Source organism: Streptomyces sp. NPDC048337, from assembly GCF_043201175.1.
Lineage (GTDB): Bacteria > Actinomycetota > Actinomycetes > Streptomycetales > Streptomycetaceae > Streptomyces.
Map to the genome: position 1 here is coordinate 135,604 of NZ_JBICYR010000021.1, position 23,282 is coordinate 158,885.

General features: G+C 71.0%; 23 protein-coding genes and 1 tRNA gene. 13 read left to right on the top strand and 11 right to left on the bottom strand.

Features of this window, described 5'->3' with window-relative positions; genetic code table 11:
- Positions 1-24 precede the first annotated feature (24 nt).
- Entirely contained in the window at positions 25-1,122 is a 1,098-nt protein-coding gene (locus ACGFYU_RS29080) for a family 2 encapsulin nanocompartment cargo protein terpene cyclase (protein WP_393830264.1), read from the bottom strand.
- A 305-nt stretch (positions 1,123-1,427) separates the two neighbouring features.
- On the opposite strand from ACGFYU_RS29080, the gene ACGFYU_RS29085 reads away from it, so the two are divergent.
- Complete coding sequence (locus ACGFYU_RS29085; protein ID WP_393830265.1) at positions 1,428-2,843, top strand: family 2B encapsulin nanocompartment shell protein; 1,416 nt, start codon at positions 1,428-1,430, stop codon at positions 2,841-2,843.
- Between the two features lie 148 nt (positions 2,844-2,991).
- On the opposite strand, the gene tnpA is transcribed toward ACGFYU_RS29085, so the two are convergent.
- A complete protein-coding gene (tnpA, locus tag ACGFYU_RS29090) occupies positions 2,992-3,420 on the bottom strand; it encodes an IS200/IS605 family transposase (protein WP_393830266.1) in 429 nt (142 codons plus the stop codon).
- Positions 3,421-3,443: 23 nt separating this feature from the next.
- Here tnpA and ACGFYU_RS29095 point away from each other — a divergent pair, with 23 nt between their 5' ends.
- Together ACGFYU_RS29095 and ACGFYU_RS29100 are read left to right on the top strand one after the other, a co-directional pair.
- Positions 3,444-4,766 (top strand): RNA-guided endonuclease InsQ/TnpB family protein, encoded by a 1,323-nt coding sequence (locus ACGFYU_RS29095; RefSeq protein WP_393830267.1) that lies wholly within the window; start codon positions 3,444-3,446, stop codon positions 4,764-4,766.
- A gap of 94 nt (positions 4,767-4,860) precedes the next feature.
- The gene (locus ACGFYU_RS29100) at positions 4,861-6,594 is read left to right on the top strand and encodes an endo-1,3-alpha-glucanase family glycosylhydrolase (RefSeq protein ID WP_393830268.1); all 1,734 of its coding nucleotides are present in this window, start codon (positions 4,861-4,863) and stop codon (positions 6,592-6,594) included.
- Here ACGFYU_RS29100 and ACGFYU_RS29105 read toward each other — a convergent pair.
- A complete protein-coding gene (locus ACGFYU_RS29105) occupies positions 6,591-6,959 on the bottom strand; it encodes a YybH family protein (protein ID WP_393830269.1) in 369 nt (122 codons plus the stop codon). The genes ACGFYU_RS29100 and ACGFYU_RS29105 overlap by 4 nt on opposite strands.
- A gap of 116 nt (positions 6,960-7,075) precedes the next feature.
- On the opposite strand from ACGFYU_RS29105, the gene ACGFYU_RS29110 reads away from it, so the two are divergent.
- Both ACGFYU_RS29110 and ACGFYU_RS29115 read left to right on the top strand, forming a co-directional pair.
- Positions 7,076-8,023, top strand: a complete 948-nt coding sequence (locus ACGFYU_RS29110) for a LysR family transcriptional regulator (RefSeq protein WP_393830270.1) — start codon at positions 7,076-7,078, stop codon at positions 8,021-8,023.
- Between the two features lie 239 nt (positions 8,024-8,262).
- Positions 8,263-9,486 carry an aminotransferase class V-fold PLP-dependent enzyme gene (locus ACGFYU_RS29115; protein ID WP_393830271.1) on the top strand — a complete coding sequence of 408 codons (1,224 nt, stop codon included), beginning with the start codon at positions 8,263-8,265 and terminating at the stop codon, positions 9,484-9,486.
- A 6-nt stretch (positions 9,487-9,492) separates the two neighbouring features.
- Here the strand turns inward: ACGFYU_RS29115 and cobF are convergent, their stop codons facing one another.
- A complete protein-coding gene (gene cobF / locus ACGFYU_RS29120) occupies positions 9,493-10,245 on the bottom strand; it encodes a precorrin-6A synthase (deacetylating) (protein WP_393830272.1) in 753 nt (250 codons plus the stop codon).
- A gap of 18 nt (positions 10,246-10,263) precedes the next feature.
- Between cobF and ACGFYU_RS29125 the strand changes: the two genes are divergently transcribed.
- Genes ACGFYU_RS29125 through ACGFYU_RS29140 form a run of 4 tightly spaced genes read left to right on the top strand, consistent with a single transcriptional unit; the run spans position 10,264 to position 13,555 of the window.
- On the top strand, positions 10,264-11,019 hold the full coding sequence (locus ACGFYU_RS29125; protein WP_393830273.1) for a (Fe-S)-binding protein: 756 nt from the start codon (positions 10,264-10,266) through the stop codon (positions 11,017-11,019).
- Positions 11,016-12,503, top strand: coding sequence for a lactate utilization protein B (locus tag ACGFYU_RS29130; protein ID WP_393830274.1), 1,488 nt, complete (start codon positions 11,016-11,018; stop codon positions 12,501-12,503). The genes ACGFYU_RS29125 and ACGFYU_RS29130 overlap by 4 nt, the downstream gene beginning before the upstream one ends.
- Complete coding sequence (locus ACGFYU_RS29135) at positions 12,500-13,135, top strand: lactate utilization protein C (RefSeq protein ID WP_393830275.1); 636 nt, start codon at positions 12,500-12,502, stop codon at positions 13,133-13,135. The genes ACGFYU_RS29130 and ACGFYU_RS29135 overlap by 4 nt, the downstream gene beginning before the upstream one ends.
- Positions 13,136-13,162: 27 nt before the next feature.
- Positions 13,163-13,555, top strand: a complete 393-nt coding sequence (locus ACGFYU_RS29140; RefSeq protein WP_393830276.1) for a VOC family protein — start codon at positions 13,163-13,165, stop codon at positions 13,553-13,555.
- Between the two features lie 15 nt (positions 13,556-13,570).
- On the opposite strand, the gene ACGFYU_RS29145 is transcribed toward ACGFYU_RS29140, so the two are convergent.
- Positions 13,571-14,053 carry a DUF309 domain-containing protein gene (locus ACGFYU_RS29145; RefSeq protein ID WP_393830277.1) on the bottom strand — a complete coding sequence of 161 codons (483 nt, stop codon included), beginning with the start codon at positions 14,051-14,053 and terminating at the stop codon, positions 13,571-13,573.
- Positions 14,054-14,170: 117 nt separating this feature from the next.
- On the opposite strand from ACGFYU_RS29145, the gene ACGFYU_RS29150 reads away from it, so the two are divergent.
- Positions 14,171-14,247 (top strand) — tRNA-Pro (locus ACGFYU_RS29150).
- A 31-nt stretch (positions 14,248-14,278) separates the two neighbouring features.
- On the opposite strand, the gene xerC is transcribed toward ACGFYU_RS29150, so the two are convergent.
- The gene (gene xerC, locus ACGFYU_RS29155; RefSeq protein WP_393830278.1) at positions 14,279-14,932 is read right to left on the bottom strand and encodes a tyrosine recombinase XerC; all 654 of its coding nucleotides are present in this window, start codon (positions 14,930-14,932) and stop codon (positions 14,279-14,281) included.
- A 33-nt stretch (positions 14,933-14,965) separates the two neighbouring features.
- Positions 14,966-15,676: a tyrosine-type recombinase/integrase gene (locus tag ACGFYU_RS29160; protein WP_393830279.1), complete on the bottom strand. Its 711-nt coding sequence runs from the start codon at positions 15,674-15,676 to the stop codon at positions 14,966-14,968.
- A 306-nt stretch (positions 15,677-15,982) separates the two neighbouring features.
- On the opposite strand from ACGFYU_RS29160, the gene ACGFYU_RS29165 reads away from it, so the two are divergent.
- The 3 genes from ACGFYU_RS29165 to ACGFYU_RS29175 all read left to right on the top strand — a co-directional run bounded on the left by ACGFYU_RS29165 (position 15,983) and on the right by ACGFYU_RS29175 (position 19,744).
- Positions 15,983-17,668 (top strand): carbamoyltransferase N-terminal domain-containing protein, encoded by a 1,686-nt coding sequence (locus tag ACGFYU_RS29165; RefSeq protein ID WP_393830280.1) that lies wholly within the window; start codon positions 15,983-15,985, stop codon positions 17,666-17,668.
- Positions 17,669-17,891: 223 nt separating this feature from the next.
- On the top strand, positions 17,892-18,446 hold the full coding sequence (locus ACGFYU_RS29170; protein ID WP_393830281.1) for a hypothetical protein: 555 nt from the start codon (positions 17,892-17,894) through the stop codon (positions 18,444-18,446).
- Positions 18,443-19,744, top strand: coding sequence for a DUF6895 family protein (locus tag ACGFYU_RS29175; RefSeq protein ID WP_393830282.1), 1,302 nt, complete (start codon positions 18,443-18,445; stop codon positions 19,742-19,744). The genes ACGFYU_RS29170 and ACGFYU_RS29175 overlap by 4 nt, the downstream gene beginning before the upstream one ends.
- A gap of 21 nt (positions 19,745-19,765) precedes the next feature.
- Here the strand turns inward: ACGFYU_RS29175 and ACGFYU_RS29180 are convergent, their stop codons facing one another.
- From ACGFYU_RS29180 to ACGFYU_RS29195, 4 genes are all read right to left on the bottom strand, one after another.
- Positions 19,766-20,605, bottom strand: coding sequence for a phytanoyl-CoA dioxygenase family protein (locus tag ACGFYU_RS29180; protein WP_393830283.1), 840 nt, complete (start codon positions 20,603-20,605; stop codon positions 19,766-19,768).
- On the bottom strand, positions 20,602-21,414 hold the full coding sequence (locus ACGFYU_RS29185; RefSeq protein ID WP_393830284.1) for a DUF6065 family protein: 813 nt from the start codon (positions 21,412-21,414) through the stop codon (positions 20,602-20,604). Before ACGFYU_RS29185 ends, ACGFYU_RS29180 begins: the two co-directional genes overlap by 4 nt.
- A 106-nt stretch (positions 21,415-21,520) precedes the next feature.
- Positions 21,521-22,537 carry a cupin-like domain-containing protein gene (locus tag ACGFYU_RS29190; RefSeq protein WP_393830285.1) on the bottom strand — a complete coding sequence of 339 codons (1,017 nt, stop codon included), beginning with the start codon at positions 22,535-22,537 and terminating at the stop codon, positions 21,521-21,523.
- Positions 22,538-22,734: 197 nt separating this feature from the next.
- Positions 22,735-23,271, bottom strand: a complete 537-nt coding sequence (locus tag ACGFYU_RS29195) for a SixA phosphatase family protein (RefSeq protein WP_393830286.1) — start codon at positions 23,269-23,271, stop codon at positions 22,735-22,737.
- Positions 23,272-23,282 lie beyond the last annotated feature (11 nt).

The window sequence follows — 23,282 nt, forward strand, 5'->3', positions numbered from 1 at the left end:
GCACCCCGGGCGGAGCCCCGATCCTCAGGCGGTGGCGTGGTAGCGGGGGCTGGTGGCGTGCCATCGTGCCGAGCCGCCCATCCAGTTCCGGAGCCCCTCCAGGAACCGGCCCAGCAGCGGCGAGCCGAGCCCGGCCAGGGCCGCCGACTCCGCCTCGACCATCCGCATGATCTCGTCATGGATCGCCGCCGTCCGGTTCACCGCCTCCTGGAGCGAGCACCCCTCCTCCGCCACGAGGAGGTTGGGGAGGTTGGTGTCCGCGGGATCCTCCCGCGCCATCGAGTACAGGTCGTTCAGGAGGACCGTGGCCACCCCCGCGTACATGTACGTACGCCGCACCCGCGCGTCCGCGAACTCCGCCGCCGGCACCTCGTAGCCCCCGAGCGGGTCGGTCAGGACCATGCACGGGAAGAAGCCGTTCTCGTACCGGTGCAACAGGTACTCCCACACCGGCGGCCGCCGCCCCGACATCCGCCACTCGGCCTCGTGGCTGTACCCGACGAACATCACCGCCAACTGGTAGCGCAGCCGGGTCACCTGCGTGGGGGAGGCGAACTCGGCGAGGTGCTCCAGGGCCGAGCGGAACGCGCGCAGCACGGGCTCGGCCGCCACCCGCTCCTCGAACTGCCGCGCGTAGCCCGCCGGCATCCGTACCGGGTCCACCACCGCGTGCGCGAGCGCCGACCGCAGGCCGATCAGTGCGGGGTCGGGGTCCCGCCCCTCGTCGACCCAGTGGTCGTCGACCGCCCACTCGGCGAGCCCGCACTTGGCGGCCGCGAGCAGCCGGTCCGGGTCGTCGCAGTCCGGGTGCGCGAGCATCATCAGCCGGCCGAAGCCGCAGGAGCGCAGCATGTCCAGGCGCCCCTCGTAGATCCCGACCTTGGCGGCCCACCGGACCAGCCGCTCGTTGACCTCCTCCGCCAGGGCCGGGTCGTCCCGTACGGCCTCCGGGCAGTACAGCGGGGGGATCACGATGCCGCCGCCGGTACGGGTCCCCGTACCGGGGTCGGGGGCCGGGGCGGCGGCCCGCCTCGGTGAGGCGCCCAGTCCGCTCAGGCCGCCGAGCAGCCGGCTCAGGACGTCCTCCGGTGCGTCGAGGGCGGGAACGAGGGCGCGGTCCATGGGTCCTCCTGCGGGTCGGCACACCCACCCATGGAGCGCGGTCCGCCCGCCGCCCCGGTAGGCCCCGCCGCCCGCCCGCCCGTTGAAGATGCCGGGGCGTTGAAAGCCTGCACTGGTGTGCGGGCCACCGGCCGAGCGACCCCCTACTCCCCCTTCGTACTGGCGTACACGGCTTCAACCCGCCGCGATTTTCAACAGGCCCCCCGCCCCGGGCGGCTACCGCCACCGCCGCCCCGCACCCCACCGTGAGCCCTGCAGAGCCGTGCCGCACGCTCCTCGTGGACCGACGCAGGGAGGAACCCCGCATGACCTCGGAAGCGCCGCCGCCCCTGGACCCCGCCGACGAACGGCAGCTGAGCCTGAGCACCGCCGCGGCCCGCAATCTGGCGACCACGACCAAGTCCGTTCCCCAGATGCAGGGCATCAGTTCGCGCTGGCTGCTGCGCATGCTGCCCTGGGTGCACCTCGGGGCCGGCACCTACCGCGTCAACCGCCGCCTCACCCACGCCGTCGGCCGGGGCCGGGTCTCCTTCGTCCAGACCGGCGCCGACGACGTACGCATCCTCGCCCCCACCCTCACCGAGCTCCCCACCCTCAAGGGCTACGCCGACAGCGGCGTGCTCGACGAGCTGGCGCAGCGCTTCGTCAAGCGCGACCTGCGCGCCGGTGACGCCCTCGTGGACGCGGGCGCCGCGGTCGACGAGGTGTTCATCATCGCCCACGGCCGCTTCGAGAAGCGGGCCGTGGGCAAGTACGGCGGGACCGAGCTCCTCGGCGTGGTCGCCGACGGAGACCAGCTCGGCGACGACGCCCTAGGCCAGCCGGAACCGCGCTGGGGCTACGCCGTCCGGGCCGCGACCGCCGGCACCGTCATGGTGCTGCGGTGGAGCGTCTTCCAGGAGGTGCTGGGCCGCTCGGCGAGCCTGCGCGCCCACCTGGAGCAGTACGTCGAGAACGGCCGCCGGCCCGTCAACCGGCGCGGCGAGGCCGACATCGAGCTCTCCTCCGGCCACGAGGGCGAGGCCGTACTGCCCGCCACCTTCGTCGACTACGAACTACGCCCGCGTGAGTACGAGTTGAGCCTCGCGCAGACCGTGCTCCAGATCCACACCCGCGTCGCCGACCTCTACAACGACCCGATGAACCAGTTCGAGCAGCAACTGCGCCTGACCGTCGAGGCGATGCGCGAACGAGAGGAGTCCGAACTCCTCAACAACCGCGACTTCGGTCTCCTCCACAACGCCGACTACGGGCAGCGCATCAGCACCTGGTCCGGCCCGCCCACCCCCGACGACATGGACGACCTGCTCAGCATGCGCCGGGGTACCAGGTTCTTCCTCGCCCACCCCAAGGCCATCGCCGCCTTCTTCCGCGAGTGCAACAAGCGCGGCATCTCCCTCGACACCGTCGAGGTGCACGGCAAGAAGGTCCCGTCCTGGCGCGGCCTCCCCGTACTGCCCTGCGGGAAGATCCCGGTCGTCGGCGGCCACACCAGCTCCATCCTGGCCCTGCGCACCGGCGAGGAGAGCGAAGGGGTCGTCGGCCTGCGCCCGGCCGCGATCCCCGAGCAGATCGAACCGGGCCTCAACGTCCGCTGCATGGGCATCGACCAGAAGTCGGTGATGTCCTACCTGGTCAGCTCCTACTACTCCACGGCGATCCTCGTTCCCGACGCCATCGGAATCCTGGAGAACGCCGACATCGCCTCCACCCGCACCTGACCCGGGCGCGGGAGCGGTTGTCCGGAGGCCGGTCATGGGCTCTACCTCTGATCTTGCGCAGTGCTCCGTCCTTTAGGGCGGAGGTGAAGCGCATCCTCAGCCCGGAGGCGCGGAGCGCCGGAGTTCTCTGCGCCTCCGTCCGTGACGGTCAGACAGGCCGCTTCTGGTTCTCGATGTACTGCTTGACGACGGTCAGGGCTGCGCCGCCGCAGGAGCCGGCGAAGTAGGAGCCGGACCAGAAGTGTCCGCCCCACAGGAACCGGCGGACGTGGTTGTCGTACTCCTTGCGCAGCAGCCGGGCTGAGACGCCCTTGAGGGAGTTGACCAGCTTGGAGAGCTGGACCTTGGGCGGGTAGTGCACCAGGAGGTGTACGTGGTCGTCCTCGCCGCTGAACTGCTTCAGCTCGGCCTCGAAGTCCTTGCACACCTCCCGCATGATTTCTTCGCAGCGGGTCAGCATGGCGTCCGTCATGGCCTTGCGTCGGTACTTCGTGACGAAAACCAAGTGGGCGTGCAGGTTGTAGACGACGTGTCGTCCCGGGCGTACGTCGGGATTGGGATTCCACCTCGGTGACATGAACCAAACGATAGAGTGATCGCATGAACTCGGAACTGGGTCTGGTCAAGCGGCAGTTCGGGCATCGCGCCCGTCTGGCGCTGTCTCCTGCCGAGATCCGGGCCATGGACGATCAGGCGCACGCGGCCCGCGCCATGTGGAACTGCCTGCACGCGTGGTGGCAGATGATGCCGAAGGGCAAGAGGTCCCTGGCCGCCGCTGACGCGGCGATCCGGCAGGCCCGCAAGGACATCGACTTCCTCGCCGTGCTCCCGGCGCAGGCGGCTCAGGCGGTCCTCAAGGCGTACCTCCAAGCCTGGAAGAACTGCTGGGACGGCCGCGCGGAGGAGCCGAACTTCAAAGGACGGTTCCGGTCGGTGATGTCCGTGGACATCCCCCAGGGCCGCGACCTCCAGATCAAGCGCGTCCACCGCCGGTGGGGCATGGTCAACATCCCCAAGGTGGGGCGCGTCCGCTTCCGCTGGACCAAAGACCTGCCCGTCGGCAAACAGGCGAACAGCGACAACCGGATCACCGGGGCCCGCCTCGTCAGAGACGGCCTGGGCTGGCACGTCGCCTTCCGGATCACCACCCTGGACCGCGCCCCCGAGCCCCACCCGGGGCCGGAGGTCGGCATCGACATGGGCGTCAACATCCCCATGGCCCTCTCCGACGGAAACCACCACGACCACGGCCGTCCGCCCCGTCTTCCCGACGGCACCTCCGACCGGGACAAATGGTTGAACCCCGACGAGAAGGCCAAGCTGCTCCGCCTGGAACGGCGCGCCGCGCACCGCAAGACCTTCCGCAAGCCGAAGGAGAAGACTTCCCGACGCCTGCACCGCACCTACGACCAGATCCGGGCACTGCGCGCAAAAGCCACGCGCCGCAGCACCGACTGGCAGCACAAGACCACCACGACCCTCGCCCACCAGTACAGCGTGATCGTGATGGAAGACCTGCACATCACGAACATGACCAAATCCGCGAAGGGCACCATCGAAGAACCGGGAACCAACGTCAAGCAGAAGTCCGGTCTCAACCGCTCCAGCCTCCAAGAGGCATGGGGCCGCACCGTCACCCTGCTGACGTACAAGACCGCCCGCCAGGGCGGCACCCTGGTCAAGGTCCCCGCGCCCTACACCTCCCAGCGCTGCTCCGCGTGCGGCTTCCTCACGCCCGGCAGCCGGGAAACGCAAGCCCTGTTCGTGTGTAAGAACCCTGACTGCGGATGGACCGGCAATGCCGACCACAACGGAGCCCGGAACGTCTTGCACCTGCACCGGATCGGCCACGTGGCGATCCCGGCTGCCGGTAGGGCAGTCGTCAGGCGCACTCGCGGCGTCAAGCCCGCCACCGCAAGGTAGACGGGAATCTCCTTCCTGAGCTTGCGAAGGGAGGAGAGCACTTCAATGCTGTGCAGTCCCGCGGTGGGGCACGTACACGGGAGGGGCTCCAGGCATGACAGCGGACCGGCGATCGGACCGGCGGGCGCGGCGGTCGGCGGCGCGTCCCGCGTCCCACCGGTACCGGCCCGGTTTTCGGGGCCGTCGGCCGCTGCCGGCCCTGCTGATCTCCGCCTTCCTCCTCGTCGGGGTCTGCTCGGCCGCCGGAATCGCCTGGGACCCCTTCAACGCGGGTGCCGCGCAAGGAGGTTCGGCTCCGGTCATCGGCGCTCCCTGGTCCACCGGGCCCGCGGGCGCCTCCCCAACCGGCGCCCCCGACCCGGCCGCCGGCTCCCGGCAGCCCGACCGGAGCCCGCCGCCGGCCGGCACGAGCGCGGCCGCCAAGGCCGACCCCCGGGGCGCCGCGGACACCGGAGCGGAACGCCCCGCCGGCGCCCTGCCCTTCGACATGCCCGCGCCGGCCGCCCTGCGCTCCGGCTCGGCGGGCGGCAAGCTGGTGTTCGCCCACTACTTCACCCCGTACCCGCTCTCCCTCGACAACGCGAGCGCCGACGGCGACTACTACACCCGCCACTACCTCGCCCCGGACGGGGAGAGCGGCAAACACGAGAAGTACGGCGGCCTGCTGCGCGACCGGCCGCTGCCCGTGGAACCGAGGAGCGGCGACTGGGAGTACGCCAATCTCCAGCAGGAGGTGCGCACGGCCCGCGCGGCCGGCATCGACGGTTTCACCCTCGACGTGCTCTCCCTCTCCGGCAAGAACTGGGACCGCGCCAACCTGCTGATGGCGGCGGCCCACGCGGTGGACCCGACCTTCAAGATCATGCTGATGCCGGACATGACCGCGCTGAGGACGGACGACCCGGCCGTGCTCGCCGACGCCATCGCCACCCTCGGCGACGCCCCGGCCGCCCACCGGCTCCGCGACGGCCGGCTCGTCGTCTCGCCCTTCAAGGCCGAGGAGAAGAGCGCCGCTTGGTGGACCGAGGCCATGGCCCTCCTCGCGTCCCGGCACGGCGTCCGCACCGCCTTCGTCCCGCTGTTCCTCGACTTCGGCGCGCACAACGGGGAGTTCGCGCCCATCAGTTACGGATTCTCCGAGTGGGGCAGCCGTAGCTACGTCGGCCAGGAGAGCAGCACCCGCGACGCCGGCCGCGCACACGGCATGGGCAAGATCTGGATGCAGCCCGTGTCGGTCCAGGACGCCCGCCCCAACCAGGGGATCTACGACGAGGCCGGCAACACCGCCACCCTGCGCTCCACTTGGACGCACGCCATCGAGGACGGCGCCGACTGGGTGCAGCTCACCACCTGGAACGACTACTCCGAGGGCAGCCAGTTCGCGCCCTCCCTGCACAACGGCCATGCCTACCTCGACCTGACCTCGTACTACCTGACCCGGTTCAAGACGGGCAGCTGGCCGCAGATCGTCCGCGACACCCTGTACCTCACGGCGCGCACCCAGTTCGCGGACGCGGATCCGACGGGCCGGCAGTCGCTGCTCATGTCGGTGCGCAAAGGGAGCGCCGCGCCCCGGGACACGGTGGAGGTGCTCAGCTTCCTCACCGGACCCGCGGCCGTCCGTACGACCGTCGGAGGGGCCGGGGCCATCCATGAGGCCCCGGCCGGGATCCACTCCGAACTGCTGCCGCTGAAGCCGGGCGCCGCCTCGGCGCGGGTGGTGCGGGACGGGAAGGCGCGGGCGGAGGTGGAGCTGCCGTATCCGGTGGACCGCACGGTGGAGGTCCAGGACCTCCAGTACTACGCGGCCACCAGCGGGCGCCGCTAGGCCGTCTCGGGCCGGACGAACTCCGGCTGGTCGAGCACGCGCAGCCAGCTGCCGTCGGGCTGGCGCCGTACGACCTGGGCGCGGGCCCCGGCGCCGTCCTTCGGCGGGGTCGACGTGAGGGCGATGTCGCCGCTGATCAGCGTCGGCAGCGGCGCCTCCTGCTCGAAGCGGGGCCGGTGGGCCAACACCTTCTCCCACAGGGCACGGATCGCCTCCCGGCCCACGGTGGTCCGGCCGGGCGGGTACGCCATCACGGCGTCCTCCGCGTAGAGCGCGGCGACCCCGGCCGCGTCCCCGGCGTTGGACCGCTCGACGAACAGGCGGGTGATGTCCTCGGGTCGCATGGCCTTCGCGTACTCCTGCACGGCTTCCTCCTGCTGCGGTGGGCCCTTGGGCTCTTGGGCTCTTCGTACGTTCAGGGTGGTCGGCCGCCGATCAGAAGTCCAACAGATGGATCTTCTGCTTACTAGAATCCCGAGTCATGGAACTGAGGCAGCTCGCCTACTTCGTCGCCGTCGCCGACGAGCGGAACTTCACCCGCGCGGCCGAACGGGTGCACATCAGCCAGTCCGGAGTCAGCGCCCAGATCCGGCAGCTCGAACGGGAGCTGGGCGCCGAGCTGTTCGACCGGTCGGCCCGCACCGTGACCCTCACCCCCGCCGGCGAGGCAGCGCTCGCACCGGCCCGGGCGGCGCTCGCCGCCGCCGAGGCGGTAGGGCAGGCGGTCGGCGAGGTGACCGGGCTGCTCCGGGGCCGGATCACGGTCGGCATGGTCGTGGGCTGCACCGTCACCCCGCTGTTCGAGGCACTCGCCGCCTTCCACCGGGCCCATCCGGGTGTGGAGATCGCCCTGTTGGAGGACGGCTCCGACCGGCTGGTCCAAGGCGTGCACGCGGGAACCGTCGACGTCGCCCTCATCGGGACGGCCACCGCCAACCCCGCCGGACTGGAGGCGCTGACGATCGTCAGCGAGCGGCTGGTCGTCGCGGTCCCGCCCGGGCACCCCCTGGCCCGCCGGCGCCGGGTCGCCCTCCGGGACCTGGGCGACCACCCGCTCGTGTGCATGCCCCCGGGCACGGGGCTGCGTACGGTGTTCGACCAGGCCTGCGCCGCGCAGGGGATGGAACCGGTGATCGCGCTCCAGGCCGGAGCCGCGGACGCGATCGCCGACCTCGCCGCCCGGGGGCTCGGCGTCGCCGTCCTCAGCGAGTCGATGGCCGAGGGCTACCGCGACCGGCTCGTCGCCCGCGTCATCGACGACGTCGACACCCCGGCCCTGCTCTCGCTCGTCTGGCGGGGCGCGCACGGCCCCGCCGTACGCGAGCTCGTCGCGCACGGGCGCAGGGCGTTCGCGGGCGGGCTACCGGCTCCGGGCGCGCCGGGAGATGATCCGGAGGACAGCCGTGCCGCATCCACGGAGGACCCGTGACGCCAGACCCGATACGTCCCGCGGACCCTGCGCCCCCCCTGGGGGGCCCGGGCGCGCCCGCGCCCCTCAAAGCCCGGGGCTCGGCCCCGTTGCCGCCGGGGCCGAGGCCGGCCGGCGGGTTGCCCTCCGACCCGCCCGCCGGTCCGCCCCCGGGTTCGCCCGCCGGTCCGCCCGCCGGTTCGCCGGGAGCGGCCCCCGGTTCGTTCCCGGGTGGGCACCCCGGCCAGTTCCCTGGCGAGTTGCCCGGTGGTCCGCCGGCCGGTCCGGCCGACGGGGCGCCGGGCGTGGGCCCGGGCGGGCAGCCCGGCGAGTTCCCGGGCGCAGGCCCTGATGGGCGGCCCGGTGAGTTTCCCGGAGGGCAGAGGCTGTTCCGGCTCGACCCCGGTGTCGCCCACCTCAACCACGGCTCCTTCGGCGCGGTGCCCGCCCCCGTCGAAGAGGCCCAGGCGGCGCTGCGCGCCGAAGCGCACGCCGATCCCGACGCCTTCTTCATCGCCGTCTCCGACCGGCTCGCCGCGGCCCGCGCCCGGATCGCCGCCCACCTCGGCGCCGACCCCGACGGCATCGCCTTCATCTCCAACGCCACCGAGGGCGCCAACCTCGCCCTCGACGCCATCCCCTTCACCGACGGCGACGAGATCCTGGTCACCGACCACGGCTACCGCACCGTCGTCGCGGCCGCCGCCCGCCGCGCCCAGGTCGCCACCGTCGCCCTGGACCCCCACCTGCCCGACGAGGACGCCGTACGGGAGACCGTGCTGGCCGCCCTGACGCCCCGGACCCGCGTCGCCCTGCTCGACCACGTCAGCTCGCCCACCGCCCGGCTGATCGCGGGCCCCCGGCTCCTCGCCGACCTGCGGGAACGCGGGGTCATCACCGTCGTCGACGGGGCGCACGCCCCCGGCATGCTCGCCGACCCGCTCGCCGGCGGAGCCGACTTCTGGTTCGGCAACCTCCACAAATGGGGCTACGCCCCGCCCGGCACCGCGATCCTCGCCGTCGCCCCGCGGCACCGCCACCGGATCCGGGCCCTCGTACCGTCCTGGGAGGACCAGCACGGATTCCCCCGCTCCGTCGAGTACCGCGCCACCGCCGACTACACCGGCTGGCTCGCCGCCCCAGAGGGCCTGGACCTCCAGGACCGCCTCGGCGCGGACCGGGTACGGGCCCACAACAGCACCCTCGCCGCCTACGGCGCGGGCCTGCTCGCCCGGATCCCCGGGCTGACCGCGCTCCCGCACACCGCCGGCCTCGCCATGCGCACCCTGCGCCTGCCGCCCGGGGTCGCCGAGACCCGGGACGGCGCCGCCGCACTGCGCGAGGAGATCGCGGCGCGGCAGCGCGTCCGGGTGCTCATCTGGCCCTGGCCGGGCGGCGGCGGCATCCGCGTCTGCGGGCAGATCTACAACCGGCCCGAGGAGTACGAACGCCTCGCCGCCACCCTGCCGTACTACCTGAAGTGAGGCGGGTCAGCCCCGCCGCAGCAGGTACGTGTCCATGATCCAGCCCTTGCGGGCGCGAGCCTCGGTCCGCAGTTCCTCGATCCGCCCCGAGACCTCGGCCAGCTTCCCCGAGACCAGGATCTCGTCCGGGGTGCCGACGTAGGCCCCCCAGTAGATGAAGAGGTCCTGGTCCAGGTGCGCGGTGAAGGCGTGCCGCGCGTCCAGCATCACCACCACGTCGTCCACGTCGTCCGGCCAGCCCTCGGCCAGCCGCCGCCCGGTGGTGATCTGGACCGGCCGCCCGACCCGGTTCAGGTTGGTGCGGTGACGCGCCAGCAGCGCCGAGACGCTGCTGATGCCCGGCACGACCTCGTGCTCGAAGGCCACCCGGCCGCGCTCCAGCACCTCGTCGAGGATCGCGAGGGTGGAGTCGTAGAGGGAAGGATCGCCCCACACCAGGAACGCCCCGGTCTCGCCCTCCGCCAGATCCTCCGCGATGAACCGCTCGAAGAGCTCGGCCCGCGCACTGCGCCAGCCGTCCACCGTGGGCGTGTAGTCGGCGGGGGTCCGGTCCCGGTCCGGGTCGCGGCCCTCCACCAGCCGGTGGCCGGGGCGGGCGTGCTCCTCGAGCATCGCGCGCCGCAGCCCGGTCAGGTCCGACTTCTCCTCGCCCTTCTCCAGGATGAGGAATGCGTCCGCCGCGCCGATCGCCTTGACCGCCTGGAGGGTCAGGTGGTCCGGGTCGCCCGCGCCTATGCCGATCACTGAGAACTTCTTCACCCGGCTATTGTGCCCATCATGCGCGTCGCCCTGTTCGTCACCTGCGTCAACGACGCGCTGTACCCGAGGACCGGCATCGCCGTCGTACGCCTCCTGGAGCGGCTCGGCGTCACCGTGGACTTCCCCGCGGCCCAGAGCTGCTGCGGGCAGCCGCAGTACAACACGGGCTACCGGCACGAGGCGGAGCCGTTGGTGCGGCGCACGGCGCGGGCCTTCGCCGGCTACGAGTACGTGGTCACCCCCTCCGGGTCCTGCGCCGCCATGATCCGCGAGCACTACCCGCGCATCGGCCGCAAGGCGGCGGAGGAGGGCCGGGGCGAGGAGCTCGCGGACGCCGCCCGCTCGCTGGCCCCGCGCGTGTACGAGCTGACCGAGTTCCTGGTCGACGTGCTCGGCGTGACCGACGTCGGGGCGTACTTCCCGCACACCGTCACCTACCACCCGTCCTGCCACGGCCTGCGGGGCCTGGGCCTGGGGGAGCGGCCGCGGCGGCTCCTGGCCGCGGTCAAGGGACTGGACCTGGTCGAACTGCCCGGCGCCGAGGAGTGCTGCGGCTTCGGCGGCACCTTCGCCGTCAAGAACCCGGACGTGTCGACCGCCATGGGCACCGACAAGATCGACAGCGCGGCCGCCACGGGGGCCGAGGTGCTGTGCGGCGCCGACAACTCCTGCCTCGCCCACCTCGACGGCCTGCTGCGCCGCGCCGACTCCCCGATCCGCGCCCTGCACCTCGCCGAGATCCTGGCCGCCACGGAGGAGGACCCCCTGCCATGACGGGTACGTACCTCGGCATGCCCGCCTTCCCCACCGCCGCGCGGGAAGCCGTACGGGACGACGTGCTGCGCGCCAACCTCCGGCACGCCACGCACACCATCCGCGACAAGCGGGCCCGCGCGGTCGCCGAACTGGAGGACTGGGACCGGCTGCGCGCCGCCGGCAAGGCCGTCAAGGACCACACCCTGCGCCATCTCGACCGCTACCTGCTGGAGTTGGAGGCCTCGGTCACGGCGGCCGGCGGCACCGTCCACTGGGCGGCCGACGCCGACGAGGCCAACCGCATCGTGACGGACCTGGTGCGCGCCACCGGGGAGCGGGAGGTCGTCAAGGTCAAGTCGATGGCCACCCAGGAGATCGGCCTCAACGAGGCGCTGGAGGCGGCCGGGATCGCCGCGTACGAGACCGACCTCGCCGAGCTCATCGTCCAGCTGGGCCACGACCGGCCCTCCCACATCCTGGTCCCCGCCATCCACCGCAACCGCGGCGAGATCCGCGACATCTTCCGTGCGGAGATGGGCGGTTGGGGCCGCCCGGCACCCGAAGGGCTGGGCGACGACCCCCGCGAACTGGCCGAGGCCGCCCGCCTGCACCTGCGCGAGAAGTTCCTGCGCGCCAAAGTCGCCGTGTCCGGGGCCAACTTCATGGTCGCCGAGACGGGCACGATGGTCGTCTTCGAGTCCGAGGGCAACGGCCGGATGTGCCTGACCCTGCCCGAGACCCTGATCTCGGTCGTGGGCGTGGAGAAGGTCGTCCCGACCTTCCGGGACCTGGAGATCTTCCTCCAGACGCTGCCCCGCTCCTCGACGGCCGAGCGGATGAACCCGTACACGACCATGTGGACGGGACTGGGACCGTCGAAGGGGGCGGACGGCGACGGGCCGTCCGCCTTCCACCTCGTCCTCCTCGACAACGGCCGCACCGACACCCTCGCCGACGAGGTGGGCCGCCAGGCCCTGCGCTGCATCCGCTGCTCCGCCTGCCTCAACGTCTGCCCGGTCTACGAGCGCGCCGGCGGACACGCCTACGGATCCGTCTACCCGGGCCCCATCGGCGCCATCCTCAGCCCCCAACTGCGGGGCACCGGCAGCGAGATCGACGCCTCGCTGCCCTACGCCTCCACCCTGTGCGGGGCCTGCTACGAGGTCTGCCCGGTCGCCATCGACATCCCCGAGGTCCTCGTCCACCTGCGCGAACGGGTGGCCCAGGGCGGCCCGGTGACACGCGAGGGCATCCGGGTGCGGATCCGCCCGGCGCACGGCCACACCGCCGAACGGGCCGCCATGCGGGCCGCCCGGCTGCTCCTGGACCATCCGGGCGCGCTGCGCGCGGGGGAGCGGCTGCTGGCCCGGGCCCGGCGGCTGCGCCCGCGCGGGCTGCCGGGCCCGGGCCGGGCCTGGACCGACACCCGCGAACTGCCACCCGTACCGGAGCGGTCCTTCCGCGACTGGTGGACGACCCGAGAACGGGAGACCCCGCAGTGACCAGCAAGGACCGAATCCTGGCCCGCATCCGCCGGGCCGTGCCCGACCCGGGCCCCGACGTGGAGATCCCCCGGGACTACCTCCGGACGCACGGCGTCCGCACCCCGCAGGAGCGGGTGGACCTGCTCGCGGCGAACCTGACCGAGTACCGGGCGCGAGTCCACCGCACGGACGAGGATGGCTTCCGGCAGCTGTTGGGGCACCTCCTGGCGAACGCCCGGTCGGTGCAGATTCCGCCGGAGCTCGGATTCGGCTGGCCGCCGGCAGGCCTGTCGACGACCTTCGTGCACGACCGCGCGGCACAGTCGCCCGGGGAACTGGACCGGGTCGACGCCGTGGTGACCGGCTGCGCCCTCGCGATCGCCGAGACCGGCACGATCGTCCTCGACGGCGGCCCGAGTCAGGGCCGCCGCCGCATCACCCTCGTCCCCGACCACCACATCTGCCTCGTGCGCGTCCCCGACCAGGTCGTGGACTCCGTCCCGCAGGCACTGCCGCTCCTCGACCCGATGCGCCCGCTGACGTGGATCTCCGGCCCCTCGGCGACCAGCGACATCGAACTGGACCGGGTGGAGGGGGTGCACGGCCCCCGCCGGCTGGACGTACTCCTCGTGGCCCCGTCCGAGGACTGAAGCGCGGTCGACCGCACAATGGGGGGCATGCCCTCCCACATCGCCCTCACCGCCCTCGTCGTCCACGACTACGACGAGGCCGTCGACTTCTACACCCGCGCCCTCGGCTTCGACCTCGTCGAGGACACGGCCCGCCCGGACGGATCCCGCTGGGTCGTGGTCCGCCCGCCCGGCGCGCGGGAGTCCGCGCTGCTCCTGGCCCGCGCGAAGAACGACGCCCAGCGCTCCCGCGTCGGCGACCAGACCGGCGGCCGCGTCGGCTTCTTCCTCTACACCGACGACTTCGCCCGCGACCACGCCCGGATGACCGCCGAGGGCGTCCGCTTCCTGGAGGAGCCCCGCCACGAGGCGTACGGCTCCGTCGCCGTTTTCGAGGACCTCTACGGAAACCGCTGGGACCTGCTCCAGCCCGCCGCGTAGGCCCTCGCCGAGCGGTCAGGCGGGGTCCGCCGGGCCGCCGAGCCGGGGAGCCTCGCCCGCGGGGTCGATCTCCTCCCCGGCCTCCACCCGGTCAGCGAGCCCCCGGGCCCACCCGACCACCCCCGCCACGTCGATCCCGTACGCGTCGCCGCACCCGGCCAGGCCATCGGCCCCCCGTCGCAGCAGCCGCGCCCCGCCGACGGCGTTCCCGCGCGCGGCGTGCGTCAACCCGACCGCGAGCTGCGCGAGCCCCCGCCACAGCGGCGCCTCCCCCTCCGGCCCGGACTTCCAGGCGTCCTCGAACACCTCGTGCGCGTGGAACGGCATCCCGGCATCCAACAGCCGCTGCGCCTCCCGCACGGTCTCGGCCCCCGACCGCACCACCCCCTCGGGCTGCCGCTCCACCCCCGCCGCCCCGTACGCCAACGGCCGCCCCAGCCCGTCCCGCGGCCGCGCACTGCGCGCCCGCCCTTCAACGTCCCGATCCCGTGCGTTCACCAGGCCATCCTCCCCCTCGCCGATCACCGGTGCATGCGCACCCCTCGGCGTGGGGTAATGTTCTGCATGTGCCGCAGGGACGGGGGAAACCCGGTCGAAAGACAGCCCAAGGCACAACGGGACGTGGCGCAGCTTGGTAGCGCACTTGACTGGGGGTCAAGGGGTCGCAGGTTCAAATCCTGTCGTCCCGACCAGCGTTTACGCAGGTCGGAGGCCGTTCTCTCACTAGTGAGAGGGCGGCCTTTCGTGCGTCCGGGGCCGTGGTGGTCGCAGTGTGGTCGCACGCCCGGTTCGGGGCTCGCTCGCCGTGGTGCTGAACGCGGGCGGGGCGGGGGAGCGGAGCCGGTGGAGGGCTTCGCGGAGGTGGTGGATGTGGTCGCGTGGTGGTCGCAGCCACGCCGGGCGGTCTGTACGCGTGCTGGTCTTCTCGGCTCTGGTCAGCGTGTGGTCAATGGTGTCGACGGCTTCGTGGGCGGCCTGCTGGGTGAGGTGGCTGTAGATGTTGGCGGTGGTCGACAGGGTGGAGTGCCGGAGGGTCTTGGAGACTACGGTCAGAGGCACGCCGGTGGTGATGGTGATGGTGGCGGCCAGGTGCCGCAGGTCGTGGACCGTGATCCTGGGGACGCCGGCTTCGGCGGAGAGCTGGTGGAGCCGGTCGAGAACCTGGTGTGGTCCGAGTGGTCGGCCGTCGGGCCGGTAGAAGACGAGTCCGGCGAATGGGTCGTCAGGATCGCCGCAGGTGCGGGGCGTTGTTTGTGCACGGTGCCGGAGGGCGGTGGCGACGCGGGGTGAGATGGCGACCCAGCCGCGGCTGGATCGGGTCTTCGGCGTCGTGACGACGAGCCGGTTGTTATCAATGGCGGAGAGGGTGCAGCGCACGTAGAGGACGCCTTCCGCCAGGTGGACGTCGTCTCAGTGGAGGCCGAGGGCTTCGCCCTTGCGCATGCCGGTGCCGACGAGGAACTCGAATAGGTCGGCCATCTCGGGATCGGCCTGATGGCAGTGCAAGAGGAAGCGGGCGGCCTCCTCCGCCGTCCAGATTCTCCGCTCCGGGGACGGCGGTCGCCGTAGGACGGGGGGACTGGCCGGGTTGTGGGGGAGGCGGTGTTGGCGGACGGCGTCGCCGAGGGCGCTGGAGAGGGTGGCCAGGCAGCGGTACAGGGTGGTCCGGCCGCGGTCGGCGGCGAGCTGGCAGGTGACGTAGGCCGAGATATGCCGGTGGGCGAGCTGGTCGAGCTTGAGGTTGCCGAAGGCCGGGACGAGGTCGTTGCGGACATAGTCGCGGTAACGGGCCATCGTGGTCGGCTTCAGTACGAGAGCCTTCGCGGTCAGCCAGGCGTTCAGGTAGGCGGCGACGGTCTGGTTCGGGTCCGCGTTGTACCCGCCGGCCTCGCCCTCGAGGAAGCGGCCCAGTGCCTGCTCGGCCGAATCCTGGCTGGGGAAGCCGCCCCGGCGTACAGTCGTCCGGCGACGGGCCGGGGTGGGGACGTCGACAGCGAAGCTCCAGGTGCCGTGCTCGCTGTCGGTGACCAGACCAGGGCAGTCTGTGCCGAGCTGACGGCGATGGCTGTCTCTGCAGCCACAGCGGCGGTAGATACGGCCGCGGCCGATGCTGGTGCGCATAAGGATCGCCTCCGGGAGGCGGAGGGAGATGGACGCTTCCAGCCTGCGACCATACGCGACCACCGCGCCGCCCAGGAGCACCGTGACCAGTGCGTTTCCCTTGTCTGCGCGTCAAGGGCATCCCAGTGCTCCCGCACCCGGTCGCAGGCCGCGTCCAGTGGCCCCAGCAGCCCCCGGGCGAGGGTGGCATTCTGGCAGCCGTTCTCAGTGAGCGCTTTGGGACACTCCTCGGGCTGCGCGACGCGTCCTTCATGAGAGGACTACGCTTTCTGGCGACACGCAGTCGACTCGCCGAGAGGAACGCCGATGCTGATTTGCGGAGTCAAGGCCTCGCATGACGGCGGCGTCTGCGTCATCGACGAGAATCGCCTGGTCTTCAGTATCGAGATGGAAAAGATCGGAAACAGGCACCGCTACAGCCCGCTGGACGACCTCTCCCGCGTCGGAGAGATCCTGCGCTCCGAGGGGCTGGACCCCGATGCCGTCGATCGGTTTGTGGTTGACGGGTGGTGGGTGCAGGGAAACGAAACCACTGCGTGTGTACCGGCCTGCTCCGGAGGCCGTCTCGTACGACTCCCGGTCGCGCCGTATCTGGACGGTCCCAAGGCTCCTGACCCGCTGCAGCGTTACACATTCGCGGCTCACGACTTCGGCTCTCGCGGAAGCGGCTATGCCAGCTACCACCACGCCGCCAACCACCTGCTCGGCCCGTACTGTTCGAGCCCGTTCGCAGCGCGAGGTGAGGACGCCATCGTGCTGGTATGGGACGGCGGGATGGCACCTCGGCTGTATCAGGTCGCAGCCAACACCCGCACGGTCCGGGCGGTTTCCTCGCTGCTGCCGCTACCGGGTGGTGCGTTCGCAAGCTTCTGTTCGCACTTCGACCCGTTCAGACCGGACACCACCGGCTTCAGCGGCGACGAGTACATCCAGCACCATCTCTCGATCGCAGGGAAGGCCATGGCTTACGCGGCCCTCGGTGTCGTGGAGACGTCCGCGTTCACGACATTCGACCGGATCATGGCGGACTTCGGCGATTCCCTGCACAACTCGTCAGATCTGGGCAGGGAGGTCGCCACCAAGCGCGATCAGCTACTGCCAGGACTATCGAATGCCGATATCGTCGCCACGTTCCAGGCATATCTGGGCGAGCTGCTCCTGAGCGAGCTCACCGCTCTGGTGAAGGAGCGATTCCCAGATCGATTGCTCAACCTGGCACTTGGCGGTGGCTGTGCAATGAACATCAAGTGGAACAGCATGCTTCGCAGCAGCGGGCTCTTCCGCGAGATCTGGATCCCGCCCTTCCCCAACGACTCGGGCGCGGCGATCGGCACCGCAGTATGCGAGATGTTCCGTGAGGGCCGGCACCTCGCACTCGACTGGAACGTCTACAGCGGACCTCGGCTGACGGACGATCGACTACCGGATGGCTGGGAGGTTCGGGCCTGCAGCGAAGGCCAGTTGGCGAGTCTGCTGCATACCGAGGGAGAGCCCGTGGTGGTGCTGTCCGGCCGAGCGGAGATCGGGCCCCGGGCGTTGGGTAACCGGAGCATCCTCGCACCTGCCACCTCTCCCGGCATGAAGGATCGGCTCAACGCCATCAAGGGTCGTGCCAAGTACCGGCCAGTTTCCCCTATCTGCCTCACCGCTCGAGCCGCTGACGTGTTTACTCCCGGAAATGCTGACCGCTACATGCTCTTCGAGCATCGGATGCGGGGGCAATGGGCTCGACGCTTGCCGGCTGTTGCCCATCTCGACGGCACCGCCAGACTCCAGACCATCGACCCCTCGACGAACAGCGCCTCCGGACGGATCCTCGCCGAGTATGAACGAGTGAGCGGGATTCCTGTGCTGTGCAACACGAGTGCCAACGAGAACGGCCGCGGCTTCTTCCCGGACGTGGCGGCGGCAGCCCGCTGGGGCCGGACGCGCTACATCTGGTCGGAGGGCGTGCTCTACACCAACCCGGACTCCGCACGACCCGTTGGATGACTCAAGAGACTTGGCTGCCCAGGCCCCCGCCGTCGTGAGGTGCGCCATGGTCGCCGAGGTGCGCGCGACGACTACCCGAACGAGACGGCCGCTCTCCCAGTCCAACTGAGGTCTTCCTGCTTCTCGCGCCTTGCGGTCGTCGCCCGAACGGACGGTACCGGGTTGCGACGCCGACGGGAGCCGCGGAGACTCTGACGGAGGGGGGTTTACTTCTGGAGGGTGCATGACCACATCGAAGGCCCCCGAAGGCCCCACTCACGAGGACGCGCAGCTTCTGATCAAGCTGTACGACATGTCGAGGGACGGGCCGGTCCGGCGGGGTTTCCTCTGGTACCTCGACCACTTCAGAGAGGGCATGGATCCCTCCACGGTCGACTACGACGCGATCCGGGCCCGTAACCCCCGCATCTCCGACGGCTACGACGCCTGGACGTCCGTGGCGTCCTTCTTCGAAACCGCGGGCGTGCTGGTTCGCAACGGCACCCTCTACGGCGGCCTTGTCTTCGAGCGGTGGCCCGTCGAATGGTACTGGCGCTACCTGGGCCCGCTGGTCCAGGCCGAACGTGACAGGGGCCAGGTCTGTGACACGGGCTGCTTCGCCGACAACTTCGAATGGCTCGCCAAAGAGGCGAACCAGTGGCGACTGAGCGGCAAGGGCCAGGCGAAGTGGCTGTCCGGGCTGTCGGCCGGCAAGAAGCCGGGAGACATGGTCCCGCCGGCCATCGACCCGCCGTCGGCTTTCGAACAGCCGCGGGGGGCCATCGATCCGCCGACGTGAACACCGACCCCACGACGGACACGTCACGGCCACTGGCGGCGGCAGCCTCTGCCCTGGAGGAGGCCGCCACCACGTGGCTCTGCCGCGAGCTCCCGAAGTGTTCGGTCGGTGTGGCCGGCCCCGCCCTGGGCGGTGTGAAGCCGCTCGTCGACACCTCCCTCTTCGCGTTGGTACGGGCACGGCTCCACCCGGCCGACGGTGTGCAGGAGAAGTTCCTCCGGCACCTCCGGCAGGAGGTGGAGAGGCCCGGCTACCGCGATCTCCTCGTCCGGAACGGTGACTTCGTCAACTTCTACGGCCTGCCGTACGCGGCCCTGGTGACCATGGGCGAGGACGGCTCCGCGGGGCGCCTGGTACGGGCGATCACGCGCAGCGGGGTGCCACTGTGGACCGAACGCCCTCCGCACCGCCGTCTGGACGTGCTCTTCTTCCTCCGCGTGCTGGGAATCAGCGTCGGCGGCGGACCGGATGATGTCCTGTCCCTCTCCTCCCTCGTGTCCGACCCGAACGTCCTGCTGGTCACCGAGCAGGAGAGCTATGCGATGGCGCACACCGCGATGTACGCGACCGAGTTCGGGCAGCGCCGTGCCGTGTGGCCGGACATCGATCTGTCGGACGTCTGTGATCTGCTGGACGTGTTGCTGCGGCGTGCCGTGGCCACGGGCCGCGTCGATCTCGCCGCGGAATTGGTGTGCGGCGCCGTCTCTGTCTGCGACGGCCGCGTCGCGGTGGACCTCGCACCCTTCCTGGACCTCCTGGAGAGCTCCCGGCGCGAGGATGGGAGCTGGCCCCGCTACGCGGAGGAACGATCCGGCCCTGAGAACTGGCCCCGTTCACACCATGCAACCCTGGTGGTGGCGCTGGCTCTGACGATGGTCCGCCGGGCCCTGGAGCCGGGGCCGTACCCGGTGGGGCAGTTCGGTCGCGCCGACGGGCGGACCCACCGCGGCCGGGTGAGGCGCGAGGTCGATGCGGTCCTCTCCCGTGCTGCGCAGGCAGTCTCGCCGGCGGCCGGGCGGCCCTGCGGCCGGGCCCCCGGGAGAACGGAGGCGGGGCCGGGGGCGCTGTGGGACGTGCCCGGAGCGGACCGGCACGGCTGGATCGCGGCGTTGGAGGAGCGTGTCCTTCGCGGCGAGGCCGGACGGCGGGAGGTGTGCGACGGCCTCCTGCTGCTCGCGAGCTGGCAGGACGAGGACGGGCTCATCCGTTGCTGTGACGACGGGGAGCACCAGGCGGGATTCACGACCTCGGCCCTGTACGTTCTGAACGCGGCACGCCATCAGCTTTCCGCGTCGTGAACCGGCGCCGTCACGAGCGGCTCACACCCTGGGGAAGAGGTCGCAGTCGAGGGGGTCTCCCCGTCCGAGGGCCGGCGGGGTCACGTGGCCGGTCTGGCTCTTGTTGTGGAACATGTCCGCCGGATGCGGATCCCAGGTCACGTCGTCCCCGGTGTAGACGACGGCCACCGCCCGGCGAGGCCTCCGGGAGCTGTTCGCACGGGCCCCGTGGACGGTCTTGGGGTGGTGCAGCAGAGCGTCTCCGGGTTCCGACTCCCCGATCAGCCAGTCGTGCTCCAGGTATTCCGCGTCGAAATCGGGCTGCCAGTCCGATATCCGTCCGGAGCCGGGCGCCTCGTACACCACACCCCAGCGGTGCGACCCCTTGAGGTAGTGGAGTGCGCCGCTCCGATCCGTCACGATGTCGAACGGTACCCAGATGCGCAGGATCTGTTCGCCGTCGAGGGGGAAATAGGGATAGTCCTGGTGCCAGAGCGCGGGTTTGGGTGTGCCCGGTTCCTTGACGAAGACCTGGTCGTAGAAGAAGTTCAGGCTGTCGGCGCCGGTCAGCACCTGGCGCGCGATGACGGGCATCGGCCCGGATAGCGCCCACGCCTTGAAGGCTTCGTCGAGCAGCCACGGGAACGACTGTCCGAAGAAGCGTGGCTGCCCCGCCTCCGCGTAGTTCTGCGACGACGGATCGGGATGCTGCGTCAGCCGGTCGATCGCGGCGCTCATGTAGGCCACCCACTCGGCGGGGACGATTCCCTTCAGGAGGGCCGCGCCATCCCGTTCGTACGCTGCCCGCTCGTCATCGGTCACCCATCTGGTGGCCCCGGTGGCCGGGTGGTCGCGGTGGATGTCGTGGGCCGGCCGGTTCACTGCCGCTCCCGGAACCGTTCGAGATGGAGCCGGGTCTGGTGTGCCGGCTCGGTGCCGTCGGCTCCGGCGTCGCGGCCGCGGAAATAGTCGCGCTGCCAACTGCCGGCCGGAATGTCGCCCCGTCTCAGCCTGGCCGTGAAGTCCTCCCGGGAGCTCTTGAAGAGCTGGAAGCGGGCGTTGTCCGCCGGTATTGACGAAATGTCCCGGATTTCTGGGTGGAACGACTCCAGCTCTCCCCGCCGTTGCGGAGCGACCATGCAGAAGGGTTCCCCTTCGTCGAAGACGATGTCCGTGAACGGTCGCGTCACCTTCCAGTTCATGGTGAAGGTCGCTGCCGTCCAGTCCGTTTCCACGATGCCGTCCAGGGCGAACACGCCGTCCTTCGGATAGTTCGCCGGCCCGCGGACGTGGAGGTTGAACCCGGGAGGAGTCCGGAAGAGGTAGGGGACGCTCCATGTGATGATTCCGTACCCGAACTGACTGTGCGCCAGAGGCGGGGGTCCGTCCGGCCTGCCGGCGTGGCTGATGTTCAACGAGTCCGGCTCCTCCCTCCCCGACCAGCGTGCCCTGAAGCGAATGTCGTTGAGGAGGATCCAACCGCTCTGATTGGCTATCAGAAGGGGGAGGCAGTGATTGGCGTAGCGCTGGAGCGTCGCGGACATCCAGGCTCGGCCTGCTGCCGCGGGCTCGATGGTCAGCGGGTGATCCGCTACGGAGTAGGCGATGAGCGACGCGGCGCCGCCCGGCCGCGCGTTGGACTGCGCCTCCTCACGGTTGTGCCCGGTGGCGCTGCCCGGTTGCTCGTTCATGCTCGGCTCCTCACAGCCCGACGATGCCGGGCCCCTCCGAACAGGCACTTCCCAGTGTCGGCCGGTCGGGTACGGGCCGCAACCGGGACGGGCGGCCTGTGCGGGTTCAGGAATAACGCCAGCTCGTGGAGTGGCCGGACAGGTCGAACGCGCCGACGAACGACAGGGAGATACTCGTCTCCAGTGAAGCGACCCAGTGCCACCAGCCGAGTGGAAGGAGGAGGGCTTCGCCCCCGCGCACCGTCGCCTCGGTCACAGGCACGTTCCTCATCGCCGGGAACCTGGTCAGGTCCACCCCGCCGAGGTCCACGGGGCTGAGGCCGCCCGGGTCCCCGTAGAGGCGTGGCAGGTTGTGCGGCTCCACCAGGCGCACGAGCTTCGAACCCCGGATCTGTACGAACAGGATGTTGGAGCCGTCATGGTGCAGCGGCGTGATCGTGCCCGCCGGGCCGAACCACAGCTTCGCGTTGCCGAGCGCGACGGGAGCGAGGAACCCGGGGAGGTGGCGGATGTCGTCCAGCAGCCGGTGGAAGGCGGGGCGTTGGAGCAACTGGTTCCGGGCCACCACGTACCGGTCGTTGCCCTCGTCCGCCATGACGTGGGCCACGAACTCGCGCATGGTGATCTCGCGGCGGTGAGCGGGGAAGTTCTCCTCGAACCGGGGGTCGCCCTGCCGGTCCGCCGATATCTCGATCACCGTGTCTCCGAACTCCTGGACAAAGTAGTCCGGGGACCACTTGTGAAGCGCCGGCCACCGGTCCACGAGGCCACGGACGACCACTGGGCGATTCGCGAAGTAGAAGTGCTCGAAGAACGTCTCCGGGTCCGGCGGATCCATCACGGGAACCGCCGTCGCCCGCGGCGACTGGCTCCACTGGTCGCTCAGCGCGTCCGTCAGTGAACGCAGCTTGCGGTGTTCGCCCAGGAGCCGGTGCGCCACGCGGAAGACAGCGGCTTCCTCCTGCGTGGCGATCAGCTGCCGGGCGACCGAGTGGGGGAAGCCCCGCTGCCGCAAGACGGCGACGATCTCATCGTGCGCGACCCCGCTGAGCAGGGTCTCGGCCAGCCACTCCTGCCACTGCACGGTGAATGCCGGGGGTGTGCCCGGGTGCTCTCCGTCCATCGTCGAACTCCGAACCAGGGGGATCGTGCACGCCGCAGCCCGCGCGGCGCTGCACCGGTCTTCCGGCGAAGGCGCTGAGACAAAAGGTGTGGACTGCATCATCAGTGTACTCAAGGCGCATACAGGAGCAGGAGCGGGAGCAGGGGCAGGCCAGGACAATCGGATGCAGATGCGGTCCGCCAGGTCTGTGGCTTAGGTCAGCGGGCGGCGCCCCGGGGGACGGCGAAGTGGGTCAGCCGGGCAGAGCCAGGTACGAGTTCTTGCCAGGGACCGGGGCAGGCGAACACCGCGATAGCGGACGTCGGGAACTTCTCGGACAGGCGCTTGATCGCCTCGGCCTCTGCGGCGTCCACGGCCTCCCGGGCGAGGCTGACGGCCAGATCCGCCAGGCCCGGGTTGTGGCTCACGAGCAGCAGCGTCTGTACTTCCTCCGGTACTTCGGACATCACTTCCAGCAGGTCCTCAGGCTCGGCGGCGTACACCCGCTCGTCGAAGCGCACCGGGACTTCGATGCCGAGCTGTCCGGCAGCTAGGGCCCAGGTCTCGCGGGCCCGCAGGGCGGTGGAACAGATCACCAGTGCGGGCAGGCAGCCGGCGTCGCGCAGCCAGCGGCCCGCCGCGGGCGAGTCCCGCAAGCCGCGCGGGCCCAGCGGCCGCTCGTGGTCCGCGACGTCCGGCCAGGCGGATTTGGCGTGGCGCAGCAGCACCAGACAGGCGGCGGCTCCCGTGCTCATGACCTCAGCCT

Excerpts from the sequence above, each read along its gene's own strand:
- ACGFYU_RS29080 (WP_393830264.1), bottom strand. The coding sequence starts at position 1,122 with ATGGACCGCGCCCTCGTTCCCGCCCTCGACGCACCGGAGGACGTCCTG.
- ACGFYU_RS29100 (WP_393830268.1), top strand. The coding sequence starts at position 4,861 with ATGACAGCGGACCGGCGATCGGACCGGCGGGCGCGGCGGTCGGCGGCG.
- ACGFYU_RS29140 (WP_393830276.1), top strand. The coding sequence starts at position 13,163 with ATGCCCTCCCACATCGCCCTCACCGCCCTCGTCGTCCACGACTACGAC.
- ACGFYU_RS29195 (WP_393830286.1), bottom strand. The coding sequence starts at position 23,271 with ATGAGCACGGGAGCCGCCGCCTGTCTGGTGCTGCTGCGCCACGCCAAA.
- ACGFYU_RS29110 (WP_393830270.1), top strand. The coding sequence starts at position 7,076 with ATGGAACTGAGGCAGCTCGCCTACTTCGTCGCCGTCGCCGACGAGCGG.
- ACGFYU_RS29125 (WP_393830273.1), top strand. The coding sequence starts at position 10,264 with ATGCGCGTCGCCCTGTTCGTCACCTGCGTCAACGACGCGCTGTACCCG.
- ACGFYU_RS29165 (WP_393830280.1), top strand. The coding sequence starts at position 15,983 with ATGCTGATTTGCGGAGTCAAGGCCTCGCATGACGGCGGCGTCTGCGTC.
- ACGFYU_RS29160 (WP_393830279.1), bottom strand. The coding sequence starts at position 15,676 with ATGCGCACCAGCATCGGCCGCGGCCGTATCTACCGCCGCTGTGGCTGC.
- ACGFYU_RS29130 (WP_393830274.1), top strand. The coding sequence starts at position 11,016 with ATGACGGGTACGTACCTCGGCATGCCCGCCTTCCCCACCGCCGCGCGG.
- ACGFYU_RS29170 (WP_393830281.1), top strand. The coding sequence starts at position 17,892 with ATGACCACATCGAAGGCCCCCGAAGGCCCCACTCACGAGGACGCGCAG.
- ACGFYU_RS29095 (WP_393830267.1), top strand. The coding sequence starts at position 3,444 with ATGAACTCGGAACTGGGTCTGGTCAAGCGGCAGTTCGGGCATCGCGCC.
- ACGFYU_RS29190 (WP_393830285.1), bottom strand. The coding sequence starts at position 22,537 with ATGGACGGAGAGCACCCGGGCACACCCCCGGCATTCACCGTGCAGTGG.
- tnpA (WP_393830266.1), bottom strand. The coding sequence starts at position 3,420 with ATGTCACCGAGGTGGAATCCCAATCCCGACGTACGCCCGGGACGACAC.
- ACGFYU_RS29185 (WP_393830284.1), bottom strand. The coding sequence starts at position 21,414 with ATGAACGAGCAACCGGGCAGCGCCACCGGGCACAACCGTGAGGAGGCG.
- ACGFYU_RS29085 (WP_393830265.1), top strand. The coding sequence starts at position 1,428 with ATGACCTCGGAAGCGCCGCCGCCCCTGGACCCCGCCGACGAACGGCAG.